The organism is Ruminococcus sp. AF17-1AC (assembly GCF_003461385.1).
Classification (GTDB): Bacteria; Bacillota; Clostridia; order Oscillospirales; family Ruminococcaceae; genus Hominimerdicola; species Hominimerdicola aceti.
On the sequence record NZ_QTWZ01000013.1, the window covers coordinates 1 to 16,043 of the forward strand.

The 16,043-nt window shown below is 45.0% G+C and carries 13 protein-coding genes; 5 read left to right on the forward strand and 8 right to left on the reverse strand.

Translation table 11 applies throughout. The features are described 5' to 3' along the window. Positions 1 to 376 precede the first annotated feature (376 nt). From DWW81_RS13270 to uvrB, 8 genes are all read right to left on the reverse strand, one after another. The gene (locus tag DWW81_RS13270) at positions 377 to 1,231 is read right to left on the reverse strand and encodes a DUF6291 domain-containing protein (protein ID WP_181982716.1); all 855 of its coding nucleotides are present in this window, start codon (positions 1,229 to 1,231) and stop codon (positions 377 to 379) included. 261 nt (positions 1,232 to 1,492) lie between these two features. Beyond that, positions 1,493 to 1,837 (reverse strand): 50S ribosomal protein L19, encoded by a 345-nt coding sequence (gene rplS / locus DWW81_RS09235; RefSeq protein WP_022286692.1) that lies wholly within the window; start codon positions 1,835 to 1,837, stop codon positions 1,493 to 1,495. A gap of 191 nt (positions 1,838 to 2,028) precedes the next feature. Continuing rightward, complete coding sequence (locus DWW81_RS09240; protein ID WP_117897556.1) at positions 2,029 to 2,730, reverse strand: TIGR03936 family radical SAM-associated protein; 702 nt, start codon at positions 2,728 to 2,730, stop codon at positions 2,029 to 2,031. Further along, positions 2,717 to 4,570: a TIGR03960 family B12-binding radical SAM protein gene (locus DWW81_RS09245; RefSeq protein WP_117897557.1), complete on the reverse strand. Its 1,854-nt coding sequence runs from the start codon at positions 4,568 to 4,570 to the stop codon at positions 2,717 to 2,719. Before DWW81_RS09245 ends, DWW81_RS09240 begins: the two co-directional genes overlap by 14 nt. A 167-nt stretch (positions 4,571 to 4,737) precedes the next feature. After that, positions 4,738 to 5,304: a peptidase M50 gene (locus DWW81_RS09250; RefSeq protein WP_147339784.1), complete on the reverse strand. Its 567-nt coding sequence runs from the start codon at positions 5,302 to 5,304 to the stop codon at positions 4,738 to 4,740. A gap of 501 nt (positions 5,305 to 5,805) precedes the next feature. Next, positions 5,806 to 8,628, reverse strand: a complete 2,823-nt coding sequence (gene uvrA, locus DWW81_RS09255) for an excinuclease ABC subunit UvrA (RefSeq protein WP_117897559.1) — start codon at positions 8,626 to 8,628, stop codon at positions 5,806 to 5,808. 85 nt (positions 8,629 to 8,713) lie between these two features. Then, entirely contained in the window at positions 8,714 to 9,556 is an 843-nt protein-coding gene (locus DWW81_RS09260) for a GIY-YIG nuclease family protein (protein WP_117897560.1), read from the reverse strand. Then, the gene (gene uvrB / locus DWW81_RS09265; RefSeq protein ID WP_117897561.1) at positions 9,553 to 11,523 is read right to left on the reverse strand and encodes an excinuclease ABC subunit UvrB; all 1,971 of its coding nucleotides are present in this window, start codon (positions 11,521 to 11,523) and stop codon (positions 9,553 to 9,555) included. The genes DWW81_RS09260 and uvrB overlap by 4 nt, the downstream gene beginning before the upstream one ends. Positions 11,524 to 12,020: 497 nt before the next feature. On the opposite strand from uvrB, the gene DWW81_RS09270 reads away from it, so the two are divergent. The 5 genes from DWW81_RS09270 (at position 12,021) to DWW81_RS09290 (ending at position 16,018) form a co-directional block, all read left to right on the forward strand. Then, positions 12,021 to 12,437, forward strand: a complete 417-nt coding sequence (locus DWW81_RS09270) for a hypothetical protein (protein WP_117897562.1) — start codon at positions 12,021 to 12,023, stop codon at positions 12,435 to 12,437. 8 nt (positions 12,438 to 12,445) lie between these two features. Continuing rightward, positions 12,446 to 13,417 carry an RluA family pseudouridine synthase gene (locus tag DWW81_RS09275; RefSeq protein ID WP_117897563.1) on the forward strand — a complete coding sequence of 324 codons (972 nt, stop codon included), beginning with the start codon at positions 12,446 to 12,448 and terminating at the stop codon, positions 13,415 to 13,417. Positions 13,418 to 13,623: 206 nt separating this feature from the next. Beyond that, positions 13,624 to 14,496 (forward strand): PHP domain-containing protein, encoded by an 873-nt coding sequence (locus DWW81_RS09280; RefSeq protein ID WP_117897564.1) that lies wholly within the window; start codon positions 13,624 to 13,626, stop codon positions 14,494 to 14,496. 91 nt (positions 14,497 to 14,587) lie between these two features. Further along, positions 14,588 to 15,760: a malic enzyme-like NAD(P)-binding protein gene (locus DWW81_RS09285; protein WP_117897565.1), complete on the forward strand. Its 1,173-nt coding sequence runs from the start codon at positions 14,588 to 14,590 to the stop codon at positions 15,758 to 15,760. A gap of 12 nt (positions 15,761 to 15,772) precedes the next feature. Beyond that, a complete protein-coding gene (locus DWW81_RS09290) occupies positions 15,773 to 16,018 on the forward strand; it encodes a TIGR03905 family TSCPD domain-containing protein (RefSeq protein ID WP_022286682.1) in 246 nt (81 codons plus the stop codon). The last annotated feature ends 25 nt before the right edge of the window (positions 16,019 to 16,043 follow it).

Genomic DNA, 16,043 nt, shown 5'->3' on the forward strand with positions numbered 1-16,043 from the left:
TCGCCTATCGAATTTCTTAATAATAGTGTCCAATATGATTGACAAACCTACAGTAAGGAAAATTTCTTTGAGATAGGGGGAGCGGAGGGTTTAAGTGAGGAGTGAGGAATGAGGAATGAGCATAGCTGAACAGAGTTGTGCACAAGCACCGAGCGTAGCGATTTTGCGGCATGACAAACTCTCCCGAATAATCTGTAGGGGCGAACAGTGTTCGCCCGTGCTCAGAATTTGCCATAATTCTGAATTGTAGATGCGGTGGGATAGTTATTACATCTACCGAACAATGTAATAATCAGGGTTTGCTACTTCGACAGGCGAACAGCGTTCGCCCCTACACATACATCGTGCAGATATCGCAAGTACAGCAAAACACCCCCTACAGGAACTTTGACAGATCAACATTCATGGCAAAGTCGTCATACCACGACAGATCGCAGCCTTGTTTGTTCTTGGGCTTTGCCGCAGTCTTTCTCTTTGAATCATTGTCAAGCCAGCCTGAGATTATGCGGTATGGGTCTGTGCAGTGCCTGCCCTTGGTAAACAGCCATTGAGATAATTTAGATATATAGCTCTCTAAAGACAGACCGACAGACCGACACCTGCTTTCAAGCTCGTTATACTGCTCTGATGTGAGCATTATATTTTTGTGTGTGCCGAAAGACCTGACGACAGACTCCGCTGTCCCTGCGTCTTTCTTTTTCTCTTTATCTATAGCTTTATCTTTATCTTTGTCTTTATCTATATCTTTATCTGTATCTATATCTATATCTGTATCTTTGTCTTTATCTATGTCTATATCTTTATCAGCTTTTTTTGCTTTTTCTGAAAACCTTTTGGTTTGTGAAAAAGCTTTTGGTTTTTCTGCGGTATCATTTATACCCTGAGGTTTTTCTTCTGCATTATCTGCTGATGCAGCTGTCTGCTCAGCTTTTTCATCAGTATTCCCTGACTCATCAGACTTTTTAGGTCTGCCGCCCTTTTTACCGCACTCGCTCCTTTGAGCACACGTCTCTTCCCATGCAATGCCGTCACGCTCGATAGCAGCCCTCATCATAAGAAACGCTATCTTTGCTCCCCCTGACAGCTTTGGTGATTCTCCCCTCTTTGCATAAGCAAACAGCGCCATGACAAGCTCCCCTATCTCTTCGCTGCTGTCAAGCGCCTGAAAAATGTCCTCCCAGTCTTTGTAAAGCATGAACGCTTTGTTGTCTGTGTGAAAATTCTTTGCCATTTTTATCGTCCTTTCTCTGTGAAGCAGAGGAAATTATCCCCCTCTACTTATCCAGAAAAAAGGGCGTTTTGTTGCATAAAAAATGCAACAATTGCAGAAATGTTGCCAAATTAAAAGATAAATCATTTGTTTGCACAAATCAAGCGGTGATATTTTATGCAATATGACAATAAAAATCATTGTCGCAGGCGGTACCTTAATTCCTCACTCCTAACTATAAAAAAAGAGCCGACCAAAGCCGACTCGTTTTTATAGAAAGAATTATCTGATAGCTTCCTTGACCTTAGCTGCCTTACCAACTCTGTCACGGAGATAATAGAGCTTAGCGCGGCGAACCTTACCGCTGCGTACAACCTCTACCTTTTCAACTACAGGTGAATGAACAGGGAAAACTCTCTCGATTCCACAGCCGTGAGCTACTCTACGAACTGTGAATGTCTCGTGGATTCCACCGTGCTTCTTAGCGATAACTGTGCCCTCGAATACCTGGATTCTGGACTTGTCACCCTCTGTAATTCTTACGTGTACCTTTACTGTATCACCAACATTGATAACAGGTGCCTCGGATTTAAGGCTTGAATTAGAAATCTGCTTTAAAGCGTCCACTTTAAATTCCTCCTTAATATTTTCAGACATTCATTCGCTTTATGGCAGCTATCGCTGCAAAGCCAGAGGACTGCCCGCTTTAATGTCGTGCCTTTCGTTCAAAGGCGTGGCATTAACTCTCGTCGGAAGAACCGACGGTAATTCAAATGCTTTAATATTATACCACATCTCAAAACCTTTTGCAAGGATATTTATATAAAATTTTCGCCGTTTGCCATGAGTATTTTTGTACGTTCTGTATAAATTTCCGATATTTCTATGCCATAACGCTCACAGAACGTGTCTATGACTACGTTCACATTAAGATTGAATGAGCTTCCGCAGGGCAGCTTTAATGTCACCTCAAAGCTGTCCTCTAGCTCTTTGCTGTCAAGCACTGTGATATGTGGCTTTATATCCACAAGATTGATAGTCTTTTTCTTGGTTCGCTTTTCTATCTCTATCTTGTCAAGTGCTATGAACTTGCCGAAAAGCTCCGCCACTTCATGTACGCTCTTATCTGTTTTCAGCCTTGCCACATACTCCGCCGCTGTAATATCGGTATGCTTATGCTCAGGCTTTGAAACGCTCACTATCTCCAGACCAACAGGCGTTTGTGCGTTCATTCGCTCCAAGACCTCGTTGTATGGGATATCCTCAGTGAGAGCAAAGTCCATTATCTCCACCCTGCTGTCAGTGCCAAGGGGCAATGCAAGCGGGAACATTATATACACATGAGGATTGAAACCCTGAGTGTGCCATATTGGCAGGTGCGCCCTTTTGAACACTCGCTGAAAGGCTCTCATAAGGTCAAGATGTGAAATGTATTTCGCCCTGCCTGTTTTTGAAAATACCGCTCTGTATTCAAATCTCTCCAAACGGAGATTTACATTCTTCGGCTCAGCGTTTGCCACAGTAAACACCTCCGTATTCGCATTTTATGCCACAGCCTGAACAGCCCTCTTTGCAGTTTCGTGTAGTCACTGCCTGATGTGCTTTCTTGTTCTCACGAACGAAAAACTCGTGGCTCACAAGATAATCAAGGTGCGACCATGGCGCTATCTCGTCATAAGAACGTCTGCGGTGAGCATAGAAGCTTGTATCAAGCCCGCACTCCTCAAATGCTTCCTGCCACTTGTCAGCCTTGAAATGCTCGTCCCAGCCGTCAAGATAGCAACCCTTTTTCCATGCAGTGTATATCGCCTTTCCAAGACGTCTGTCGCCCCTTGCAAGCACCGCTTCCAATATAGATGTATAGGATTGGTGAGTGCTAAGGCGTATCTTGCGGCTTGTAAGACTTTTGAAAAGGTGTTCCTGTTTCTCTTTTATCTCCTCGGGAGTTGCCTGTGGCTCGAACTCAAACGGAGTAAAAGGCTTTGGTACGAATGTTGCAGTAGAAACTGATATCTGCACGCTCTTGCCACGCTTTTCTTTTGGTGTTTCGTAATAAAGGTCAAGGACTTTCTGCGCAAGCTTTGCGATACCCTCAACGTCCTCCAGCGTTTCCTCCGGCAGACCAAGCATGAAATAAAGCTTTACAGTGCTGTAACCGCCCTCAAAGGCAGTGCGACAGGTACGCATTATCTCGTCCTCGGTGATGTTCTTGTTTATTACGTCACGAAGCCGTTGTGTGCCTGCTTCTGGAGCAAAGGTCAGACCGCTTTTTCTTACGGACTTTATTTTCTCCAAAAGCTCTTCGCTGAAATTATCTATTCTCAACGAAGGCAGTGAAAGGTTTATCTGCTCGCCGTCGGTGTATTCCACAAGATTTTCCAAAAGCTTGTTTATCTCTGTATAGTCGCTTGTTGACAAAGACGACAAGGACACCTCCTCATAGCCTGTCTGCTCACAAAGGGACTTTGTTTCGTTCTTTATGGTGTCGATGCTTTTCTCTCTGAAAGGTCGGTAGATAAAGCCTGCCTGACAGAATCGACAGCCTCTTATGCACCCTCTCAGTACCTCAACCACCGCTCTGTCATGGACTATCTGAGTGAACGGCACAACAAAGCCCTCAGGGTAATATACCTTATCAAAATCCTTTATAACACGCTTTTTGACCCTGGCAGGTGCCTCAGGAACGTTTGGCGTGATAGACTTTACAGTGCCGTCATCATTGTAATCAACGTCATAGAAAGACGGAACATAAACACCCTCCAGCTTTGCGGCTTCTCTTAGAAACTCCTGCTTTGAAGGGTTCAAAGGCTTCATTCTCTCGTAAAGTTCAAGAAGCTCCACGTTGACTTCCTCACCCTCGCCAAGAATGAACAGGTCGAAAAAGTCAGCCATAGGCTCAGGGTTGCAGGCACACGGACCGCCTGCGATAACAAGGGGCGTAAGCTCAGTTCTGTCCTTAGCAAGCACAGGCACGCCTGCAAGGTCGAGCATTTCCAATACATTATTATAAGAAAGCTCATACATGAGAGTAAAGCCGATGAAGTCGAAATCCTTTATAGGGTCAAGGCTCTCCAGTGCGTAAAGAGGGATATCGTTCTCACGCATGAGCTTGTTATAGTCCTCTTCAGGCATAAAAACACGCTCGCACCACCAATTTTCACGGGCATTTTTCAGACCATAAAGTATCTTCATGCCAAGGTGTGACATACCGACCTCGTAGGTATCAGGAAAGCAGAAGGCAAAGCGCACGTCCACCTTATCCTTATCCTTCACCACGCTGCCCACCTCGCCGCCGATATACCTTGACGGACGCTGCACTTTAAGCAGCAGCTTTTCTATTTTCTTTTTCAGTTCTTCCAAAGTTTTATCCTCCGATATTGAATGTCTGTACTATCTCACCGCACCCAGCAAAGCGAGAGCAATACACAAAGTGAGGTGAAACTGGCGAACACTGTTCGCCCCTACAGATACATAAGCATTTCATATTATTATACCAAAAATTTATTACAAAAGCAATAAGCAAAGTGTTAATATATGACTTCTGAGAGGACGATAAAACAAAAAGTTGCGGCGAAGGATATGCTTACGGTGCCGTGGAGTATCATATGTATCATAGCCACCGCTGTAAGCAGAATAAATACCGCTCTGAAAAACTCGCAGACCTTGCCATTGGCAAGCAAGGCGAGTATCCTGCCGCCGTCAAAATAGCGAAAGGGCAGTAGGTTCAGCGCACCAAGCAGAAAGTTTACCTGACAGAAAAAGCCACCACCATTTGCCATATATGACAGCAGGCAGAGGGCAAAATTTACTGCTGCACCACCGAAAAGCACAGCAAGCTCGTGGTATTTAGACAGCTGTTTATTATCGGGAGTAATGCGGATACCGCCTCCATAGACAACAATTTCCTGCGGCGAGCTTCCGAAAGCGGTCATGAGTACGAGATGACCCAGTTCGTGGAGTGCGCAGCACACAAGGGTCATGAGCAATTTTTCCGTTTGGGTCGCAGAGCATATCGTCACGAGGGCTATAACAAAGAAAAAGCTGAATGAAATTCCATAAGTCGTATTTTTGATTTTTAGCTTAAACAAGTTCATCACCGAAATATGTATATTCGGTATTTGCTCAAATAATGTGTAGGGGACGGCGCCCTCGACGTCCCGCTCGGAGAGATAACACCATAACTGTCATATCTTCGATATTGGGATTTTTTTGGTTGCTAAATGGAGGGGCAACGCTGTGATTATCACACCCCTGATGCCGAATTATTCGGGATACATTATTGTGACGTTTGCCAATAATTCCGCAGGCGAGGGATAGCGGGACGTCGAGGGCGCCGTCCCCTACATTTTGGCACTATGGTTTGCCATGCCGCAAAATCGCTACGCTCTTTGCGGGTTTACGTTATGCTGTAGGATAGAAAAAGCGGTGCAAAGTTTTTTCTCTGACACCGCTTTGATTATTATTTTGTTTGGTATTTTTCATTTCTGCACCCCTCTGCACCATATAGCAGAATAAACTCGGTGCATACATTTACCTCGTACTGAAGAGCCACAAGGGTCAGCTATGCCAATTCCTCACTCCTCACTTAAACTTGCCTACAGCATCTTCCTCAAATACTGTCCCGTATAAGACCTGTCGCAAGCCGCAATTTCCTCAGGCGTGCCTGTGCAGACGATAGTTCCGCCGCCGTCACCGCCCTCAGGACCTAAGTCTATGATATGGTCTGCGGTCTTTATTACATCAAGATTATGTTCGATAACAAGCACTGTATTTCCTCCGTCTGCAAGCTTCTGCAATACCTCTATAAGCTTATGCACGTCAGCAGTATGAAGTCCTGTAGTCGGCTCGTCTAGGATATATATAGTTCTGCCTGTGGCTCTTTTTGAAAGCTCTGTTGCAAGCTTAACTCTCTGCGCTTCACCGCCTGAAAGCGTTGTAGCCGCCTGTCCTATCTTCACATAGCCTAAGCCTACTTCATAAAGGGTCTCAAGCTTACGGCTTATTTTAGGGATAGCGCTGAAAAACTCAACGCCCTCTTCCACTGTCATTTCAAGCACGTCATAGATGTTCTTGCCCTTATATCTAACTTCCAGCGTTTCACGGTTATATCTCATACCACCGCAGACTTCGCACGGCACATACACATCAGGCAAAAAGTGCATTTCTATTTTGATTATTCCGTCGCCCTCGCAGGCTTCACATCTTCCGCCTTTGACGTTGAATGAGAAACGTCCTGCACCGTAGCCTTTCATCTTTGCGTCAGCGGTCTGAGCGAAAAGTTCTCTGATATCGGTGAACACTCCCGTATAGGTGGCAGGATTAGACCTTGGCGTTCTGCCTATTGGCGACTGGTCGATATCAATGACCTTGTCAAGATGCTCTATGCCCTGCATTTCCTTGAATGCTCCAGAGCGTATTTTCGCACGGTTTAATCTGCCTGCAAGCTCCTTATAAATTATCTCGTTCACAAGTGATGATTTGCCCGAACCTGACACACCTGTTACGCAGGTGAAAGTGCCGAGAGGTATCTCAACATCTATGTTTTTCAGATTGTTCTGTGTCGCACCGATAACTTTCAGATACTTGCCGTTGCCCTGTCTGCGTGTTTCAGGGACAGGTATTTTCTTTGCACCGCTGAGATACTGTCCTGTAATGGAACGCTTGCACTTCATTATATCGTCAACAGTTCCTGCGCAGACTATCTCGCCGCCGTGAATGCCTGCTCCCGGTCCAACGTCAACCACGAAATCTGCCGCACGCATGGTGTCCTCGTCATGCTCGACCACTATGAGAGTGTTGCCAAGGTCACGAAGCCTTTTCAGTGTGGCGATAAGCTTGTCATTGTCACGCTGATGAAGTCCTATAGACGGCTCGTCAAGTATATACAGCACGCCCACAAGTGACGAGCCTATCTGCGTTGCAAGCCTTATACGCTGGCTCTCACCGCCTGAGAGAGTACCTGCGGAACGTGACAGGGTGAGATATTCAAGTCCAACGCTTTTGAGAAAGCCAAGGCGTGACCTTATCTCTTTTATTATCTGCTCACCGATAAGCTTGTCACGGTCGCTTATCTCAAGGTTTTCAAAAAACTCCAGTGCCTTTGCCACCGACTTATGACAAAGCTCTGCGATATTTATTCCGCCAACTGTAACGCTCAGGCTTTCTTTTTTAAGCCTTTCACCATGGCAGGCAGGACACTTTTCATCGCTCATATACGCTTCTATATCAGCCTTTGCCCAATCGCTGTTGGATTCCTTATAACGTCTTTCAAGGTTTGGTATAACGCCCTCAAATTCAGCCTGATAGTCAGCCTTATAGAACTTATTGCCACGCTTTAGGTGAAGTTTCTGACCTTGAGTTCCATAAAGGAAAATGTCTATAGCGTCCTTGTCGAGATTTTTAACAGGCTCGTCAAGGGAAATGCCGTAAGTTTCTGAGATAGCGTTGAAATACATCATTGCGATAGAGCCTTCTTCAAGGCTGTTCCAGCCGCTTGCCTTTATCGCACCCTGCCTTATGGAAAGGTCTTTGTTAGGGATAATAAGCTCAGGGTCTATCTTTTTGAACACACCAAGACCAGTACACTTTTCGCAAGCACCGAAGGGATTGTTGAAAGAGAACATTCTCGGAGTCAGCTCGTCAATGGAAACGCCATGCTCAGGGCAGGCATAATTCTGAGAGAAAAGCATTTCCTCTCCGCCGATAACGTCAACGCCCACAAGTCCCCCTGTAAGCGAAGAAACAGTTTCGATACTGTCGGTAAGACGTGACTTTATGCCCTCCTTGATAACAAGTCGGTCAACGACTATCTCGATAGTATGCTTTTTATTTTTTTCTATCTTTATCTCTTCCGAAAGGTCATAGGTTATGCCATCGATACGCACTCTGACATAGCCTGACTTTCTTGCACGGTCAAGCTCTTTTGTATGCTCGCCCTTACGTCCTCTGACGATAGGCGCTAAAAGCTGAATCTTTGTACCTTCGTCAAGCTCCATTATCTTATCCACTATCTGGTCAACAGTCTGCTGACGTATCTCTCTTCCGCAGACAGGACAGTGAGGCACGCCTATACGGGCATAAAGCAGTCTGAGATAGTCGTATATCTCTGTGACAGTACCCACAGTAGAGCGTGGGTTTTTTGAGGTGGTCTTTTGGTCAATAGATATAGCAGGGGAAAGCCCCTCTATGCTGTCAACATCAGGCTTATCCATTTGACCCAAAAACATTCTCGCATAAGATGACAGCGACTCAACATAACGTCTTTGTCCGTCAGCGTATATGGTATCAAATGCAAGAGAAGATTTACCCGAACCCGAAAGACCCGTCATAACAACAAGCTTATCTCTCGGTATGGTAACATCAACATTTTTCAGATTATGCTCTCTTGCACCTTTTATAACTATCTCGTTAATTGGCATTATTAACTTTACTCTCCTTTTGGTATTGAAAAATCACATATTGGTATGCAGGTGGGCGAACGGTGTTCGCCACTACATTTTCTCACTAATTGTCATTTAGACCAAAATCTTTGGTCAGAAGTTTATTTTTCCACAAGGCTTCACAATTCAGTATTTTCTCTTTGCACTCATTCATTGAAAATATCTGAAGAATGGAAAACTGAAAATCTTTGTAGCTATCTGATGATATCGCAAGATAATCTCTTATACCGCTGTTTCCGCCGTGAAAAGTTTTTACATACTCTTTCCACCTACCGAAAAGTCCGTCAGAACCTGTGGCAGAGCCTATATATTGCTTGCCTGTTTTTCGGTCAGCGATAAGATAAACAGCTTTTACAGCACTCAGGGCTGAGATGTATTTATCATAGACATTAGGCTTTTCAACAATATCTTTAAGCTGTCCAAAGCTCAATATCAAGTTATCATAGCCCACAAAATCTTGTGAGTTCACAGCTATTATTTTCTTAGGGTTTGTGGCTTTTTGGTGCCATGCAACTGCGGCGTTGCCCCAATCTATGACTAATCTTCCCTGATAATCCGAAAGAAAATCGTTTGCTTCTAGGTCATATTGATAAACGTTTCTTTCAAACATCTCAGGCACAGGAAAACCTGTGGGCATATTATCAGGCGTGGCAGGGTGTTTGCCTTTTACTGTATAAGCCCCGAAAAATCTAGCACCTCTGCCCTTTTCGCCAATGAAAACCAGCCAATATTTAAAGCCGTCAGAAAAATGCTCCGCTTGCAGGCGTGTATACTGTTCAATGCTCTCAGAGCCGTTTTCATAGCATTTTGCAAATGCTATGTCGCCGACAGAGTGCCTTATAAGCACTGCTTCGTCAGGGTCGATACCGCCAAGCTTCATCAAATCGGATAAATAAAGCTCTGTCATTTCTTCTCACCCTTTAACTCCGCTATCTTATCACGCAGGAATGCGGCGTGCTCAAATTCAAGCAGCTTTGCCGCCTCTTTCATTTCCTTTGTGAGCTTTTCTATGAGCTTTGCAGTTTCCTGCTTTGAAAGCTTTGTTTTCTGCCTTGCCTCGTATTCCACCTCTTCCTTGGTGGATATTTCTATTACATCTCTTATATCCTTGACTATAGTTTTCGGAACTATGCCGTGTTCTTCGTTGAACTTCATCTGTATCGCACGGCGGCGTTCCGTTTCGGTGATAGCCTTTTCCATTGAGCGTGTCACCGTGTCGGCATACATTATTACCTTGCCCTCGGCATTTCGAGCGGCTCTGCCTATGGTTTGTATAAGTGCACTTTCAGAACGCAGAAAGCCCTCCTTATCGGCATCAAGTATAGCCACAAGAGTTACCTCTGGCAAGTCAAGACCCTCTCTCAGCAGGTTGATGCCAACAAGCACATCGAACTCGCCCAGACGTAGGTCACGGATTATCTCCATTCGCTCGATAGTGTCTATATCGTGGTGCATATATCTTACCTTGACATCAAAGCTCTTGAGATAATTTGTGAGATCTTCTGCCATTTTCTTTGTAAGAGTAGTAACAAGCACACGCTGATTTTTAGCTGTGCGCATATTTATCTCGCTGAGCAAGTCCTCTATCTGACCCTCAGTCGGCTTTACGATTATCTCAGGGTCAAGCAGACCTGTCGGTCTTATGACCTGCTCCACTATCTGCTGTGACTTTTCCTGCTCGATAGGTCCCGGGGTGGCGGACACGAACACCGCCTGATTGATATGAGAATAAAACTCATCAAAGGTCAGCGGTCTGTTGTCCATTGCTGAGGGCAGACGGAAGCCATAGTCAACAAGTGTCTGCTTTCTTGCCCTGTCGCCTGCATACATACCTCTCACCTGCGGCAGAGAAACGTGCGATTCGTCCACGAAAAGCACAAAATCATCAGGCAGAAAGTCAAGCAGAGTAAATGGCGTAGAGCCTGCGGGACGTCTTGCAAGCACACGGGAATAATTCTCGATACCGCTGCAAAAGCCTATCTCCTCCAACATCTCAATATCATAGTTGGTGCGCTGTGCAATACGCTGAGCCTCGATAAGCATATCGTTGTCTTTGAAATATTTGATACGCTCGTCAAGCTCCTGCTTTATCTCTTCGATAGCGTCGTGCATTTTATCACGGCTGACGATATAATGAGAAGCAGGGAATATCGCCGCATGGGCAAGTGAGCAAAGCACCTCGCCAGTCACCACGTTTATTTCAGTGATACGGTCTATCTCATCTCCGAAGAACTCCACTCTGATAGCTGTATCAGTAGAATTTGCAGGGAATATCTCCACCACATCTCCCCTGACACGAAACTTGTTTCTCACAAAATTTATATCGTTACGCTCATACTGGATACCCACAAGGTCAGCGATAAGTCTGTCACGGGATTTCTCCATACCACGACGTATAGACACCACCATGGACTTATACTCCTCAGGGTCGCCAAGGGAGTAGATACAAGAAACGCTGGCAACGATAATAACGTCACGGCGTTCAGCGATAGCGGAGGTAGCGGAATGTCGGAGCTTATCTATCTCGTCATTAACGGAGCTGTCCTTTTCGATATAAACGTCCTTGCTAGGCACATAGGCTTCAGGCTGATAATAGTCATAGTAGGACACGAAATATTCCACGGCATTGTTCGGAAAAAACTCCTTGAACTCAGAGCAAAGCTGAGCGGCAAGTATCTTATTATGGGCAAGCACAAGCGTCGGACGGTTTATCCTAGCAATAACGTTTGCCATAGTAAAGGTCTTGCCTGAACCAGTAACGCCCATAAGGGTCTGTTCTCTCATGCCGCTTTCGATGCCCTTTACCAGAGCGTCCACTGCTTCGGGCTGATCGCCTGAAAGTTTATAATCTGAAACAAGCTGAAACTTATCCATAAATGCCTCCTCAATCGAACAGTTGTTTTACTTATTATATTACATTTATTTTTAATTGTAAAGGCTTTTTTATCAATATTTTTTGAATTTGCGTATATGTACGATTTTTCGGACTGGTATTGTTACTCAACCTGCGGTATCAGCTCGATGTATGTGTAGGGGCGAACGCTGTTCGCCCGTCGAAGAAACAAACCCACGGTAACAACAAGGTTCGGCAGCAAAAAATTCACCCCGACAATTCTGAATTTACAGCAAATCCTGAGCACGGGCGAACGGTGTTCGCCCCTACAGATTATTCGGGAGAGTTTGTCATGCCGCAAAATCGCTACGCTCGGTGCAGGGGGCACAACTTTGGTCAGCTTTGCTCATTCCTCATTTCTCACTCCTCATTCCTCACTCCTCACTCCTCACTCCTCACTTAATACCGCTCCCCTCTTGCATTCTCCCACACTTTAGGTTATAATATCACTATAGTAATAATTTCAGGAGGACGTAACATGAATAGATCATATGACGAATACAACTACACCCTCTCAAAGCGTGAACTGGAAGAGCTTAAATTCTTGTTCATCTCTGATGATGTGGATTACAACGACACTGACAGCAACGGGCTTACTTTCCTGCTCACTGCGATCGAAAGTGCAGACCTCGTGGAGCAGGATGGTGTTCTCAAGCCTGACAAGCGAAGTGTTGATTTCATCAAATGGCTCATCGCTCAAGGCTCAGATGTGAACTTCCCTGCTGACAAAAAGCCTTTACAATATGCTATCAAATGTGAAGAGGAGATATCCCGCCGTAAAGGCAAAGCCTGCGATATGTCAGAAATTCTTCTGCTTCTCCGTGAAAGCGGTGCTGACAGCACGGGTCTTGACGAGCTTATTGACGGAGGATTCTCCGCTCGTGTGAAGCTCTGAGGTATGGCATGAGAGAATTTACCATAAATCAAAATGACGCAGGTCAGCGTGTTGACAAGTTTCTCACAAAGGCTGTGCCGAAGCTGCCTAAAAATCTGCTGTACAAATATCTGCGCCTAAAGCGTATCAAGGTCAACGGCAAACGCTGTGAGATATCCACACGGCTTGCTTGCGGTGACGTTATGCAGCTTTACATCAATGACGAATTTTTCGAGGGCGAAATTGCTGACAGACCTGCTTTTCTCAGTGCGCCAACGTCTTTGAATATTATTTACGAGGACGAGAATATTATCCTTTGCGACAAAAAGTGCGGACTTGTGGTGCATGAGGACGAAAGCGGTTCTGCGGACACGCTCATAAACAGGATACAGCACTATCTTTATAAAAAAGGCGAATATCGTCCTGAGGAGGAGCTGTCTTTTGCTCCTGCCCTTTGCAACAGGATAGACCGCAACACAGGCGGCATTGTAATATGTGCGAAAAATGCTGAAAGTTTGCGTGTGCTTAATCAGAAAGTTAAAGACAGAGAACTTGAAAAGCTTTATCTTTGCGTGACCGTTGGCATACCGAAGGAAAAGTCTGCTCGGCTCATGGCTTATCATCAGAAGGACGAGGCGACAAAGACCGTCAGGGTGTCTGACAAGAAATTTGAGGGCAGTCGCACTATGATAACCTCTTATCGTGTGCTTGCGGAAAACAAGGCTGATGACCTTGCACTTCTCGAAGTTGACCTTGTCACAGGCAGAACGCATCAGATAAGGGCTCACCTTGCTCACATCGGCTATCCACTTCTCGGTGACGGCAAATACGGAATAAATAAAGTCAACCGTGCATACAATGTGAAAACGCAGGCACTTTATTCGTACAAGCTTACCTTTAAATTCACCACCGACGCAGGTATACTTGAATATCTGAACGGCAAGAGCTTTCAGGTTAAAGACGTATGGTTTTGCGAAAAATTCTTCGGATATAAGCTCTGATATTTCGTTAAATCGCACTATTTCGACACTGTGGATTTGTCATATACGACAAAATAATATAATTTTCCTACAAATTTTGTGTAAATTGTTCAAAAGTGCTTGCAAATGTATATAAAATATGTTATAATTATTTAGTCAAATTTAACGGCTGTACTATATATACAGAAAATGACAGATATATTTTATAGATTTGGAGGAACAAAGGTATGACAGGAGATCTGCATTGTCACACAACACTGTCTGACGGCTCGCTTGGTATAGAAGAGGTCATTGTTCAGGCAAAAAGAATGGGACTTGACTTTCTTGCGATAACAGACCATGACACTCTTTCATCATCAAGCAGAGCGCAAATACTTGGTGAACGTTATGGGGTCAAGGTCATTCCTGCGGTAGAGCTTTCCGCATGGGACAAGAAGCGCAATTCAAAAGTACACATTCTTTGCTATGCACCGCAGAAACCTGACAGGCTGGAAGGTCTTTGCCTGAAGTCATGCCAGATAAGAAAAGACTGTGCAAAGGAAATGATAGAAAAGGTAATGGCAAGATATCCTATTCCTGCCGATGCTGTACTGCACTACACGAAAAGCTCAAAGAGCATTTTTAAACAGCATATCATGAGAGCATTGGTAAATTACGGCTATGCCACTGAGCTTTACGGCTCTGTGAACGACAAGCTTTTTGCATATCCAAACGGCGAATGTCTTGTGACCCGTGAATATCCTGACGTAAACTTTGTGCTTGATCTTATCCACTCCGCAAAGGGCATTGCTGTTATGGCACACCCTGTTATGTTCAACAACACCGAGCTGCTTCTTGAACTTATCGAGGCAGGCAAGCTTGACGGAATTGAAGCTTATCATCACTCTGCTACTCCAACTCAACAGCAGAAGCTTGTGGATATCGCAGAGGAACATGACCTGATAGTGACTGGCGGCTCTGACTTCCACGGTCTGTATAATGAGACTATGACACATATCGGAAGCATGACCACTGATAAGGAAAATCTTGATAAGCTGTTCAGGCTCATTCATATAAATTCACAAAAAGCTAACAAAGCGGCTGTGAAAACAGAGAAATAATATGGTATAATAAAGGGACATTATCATGCGGTAATGTTCCTTTAATGCGTAACAAAGCCTAGTTTGGCTGTAATAGAGAGGACTGTATAAAATGAACGTAATGGAAGAATCCCTACAAAAACACAGAGAATGGAAAGGCAAGATAGAGGTCTGCTCAAGAGCAAAGGTAAACAATGCAAAAGACCTGACGCTGGCTTACACACCTGGCGTTGCTCAGCCTTGCCTTGAGATACAGAAAGATCCTGACCTTTCATATGAGCTTACAAGACGTGCAAATCTTGTGGCTGTTATCACAGACGGCTCTGCTGTGCTTGGTCTTGGCAATATTGGCGGTCTGGCAGGTATGCCTGTTATGGAGGGCAAGTGTGCGCTTTTCAAGGAGTTCGCAGACGTTGACGCTTTTCCGCTTTGCATAAAGTCCAATGACGTTGACGAAATAGTAAACACTATCGCTATGATATCAGACAGCTTCGGCGGAATAAATCTTGAAGATATTGCCGCTCCAAGGTGCTTTGAGATAGAAGCTAAGCTTAAAGAAAAAGTTGATATCCCTGTTTTCCATGACGATCAGCACGGAACTGCTATCGTTGTCGGTGCGGCACTTATGAATGCCTGCAAGGTAGCAAACAAGAAGATAGAGGATATTACACTTGTTATAAACGGTGCAGGTGCAGCCGGCTGTGCTATCGGAAAGCTTTTGCTTTCTCTTGGTATCGGCAACCTTATCATGGTAGACCGTGAGGGCATAATCTGCGAGGGCGATGATTATCTTAACGAGGCTCACGCTGAAATGGCTAAGGTCACAAACAAGAACAAGCTCCACGGCTCTCTTGCTGACGCACTCAAGGGCGCAGACGCTTTCGTAGGCGTTTCCAAGCCAAAGCTCGTTACAGCCGAAATGGTCAAGTCCATGAATGACAAGCCTATACTTTTCGCAATGGCTAACCCGACTCCTGAGATAATGCCTGACGAAGCAAAGGCGGCAGGTGCGTTTATCGTTGGCACGGGACGTTCAGACTTCCCTAACCAGATAAACAACGTTATCGCATTCCCTGGAATTTTCAAGGGTGCGCTTGCAGTAAGAGCTTCTGACATCAACGAGGAAATGAAAATGGCCGCCGCAAAGGCTATCGCAGGCTGTGTGCCTGAGGACAAGCTCAGTGCGGAATTTATACTGCCTAACTCTTTTGACAGATCTGTACCGATCGCTGTGGCTGAGGCTGTGGCAAAGGCTGCAAGAGAAACAGGCGTAGCAAGAATTTAGGAGGTTTTTCAAATGGCAACGATAAGCTACACTCCAAAGGGAGTATGTTCAAGAAAAATAGATATCGAAGTAGAGGACGGTATCGTAAAGAAAGTGCATTTCACAGGCGGTTGCAACGGCAACACACAGGGTGTATCAAAGCTTGTTGAGGGCATGAAGGTTCAAGACGTTATTGACAGACTTGAGGGTATCGACTGCAACGGACGCGGCACATCATGTCCTGCTCAGCTTGCTGAGGCTTTGAAGTCTGCACTCTAAGCTTTCGTACTGAACATTACACGGA

Excerpts from the sequence above, each read along its gene's own strand:
- uvrA (WP_117897559.1), bottom strand. The coding sequence starts at position 8,628 with ATGCCAATTAACGAGATAGTTATAAAAGGTGCAAGAGAGCATAATCTG.
- uvrB (WP_117897561.1), bottom strand. The coding sequence starts at position 11,523 with ATGGATAAGTTTCAGCTTGTTTCAGATTATAAACTTTCAGGCGATCAG.
- DWW81_RS09290 (WP_022286682.1), top strand. The coding sequence starts at position 15,773 with ATGGCAACGATAAGCTACACTCCAAAGGGAGTATGTTCAAGAAAAATA.
- DWW81_RS09260 (WP_117897560.1), bottom strand. The coding sequence starts at position 9,556 with ATGACAGAGCTTTATTTATCCGATTTGATGAAGCTTGGCGGTATCGAC.
- DWW81_RS13270 (WP_181982716.1), bottom strand. The coding sequence starts at position 1,231 with ATGGCAAAGAATTTTCACACAGACAACAAAGCGTTCATGCTTTACAAA.
- DWW81_RS09270 (WP_117897562.1), top strand. The coding sequence starts at position 12,021 with ATGAATAGATCATATGACGAATACAACTACACCCTCTCAAAGCGTGAA.
- DWW81_RS09285 (WP_117897565.1), top strand. The coding sequence starts at position 14,588 with ATGAACGTAATGGAAGAATCCCTACAAAAACACAGAGAATGGAAAGGC.
- DWW81_RS09275 (WP_117897563.1), top strand. The coding sequence starts at position 12,446 with ATGAGAGAATTTACCATAAATCAAAATGACGCAGGTCAGCGTGTTGAC.
- DWW81_RS09250 (WP_147339784.1), bottom strand. The coding sequence starts at position 5,304 with ATGAACTTGTTTAAGCTAAAAATCAAAAATACGACTTATGGAATTTCA.
- DWW81_RS09280 (WP_117897564.1), top strand. The coding sequence starts at position 13,624 with ATGACAGGAGATCTGCATTGTCACACAACACTGTCTGACGGCTCGCTT.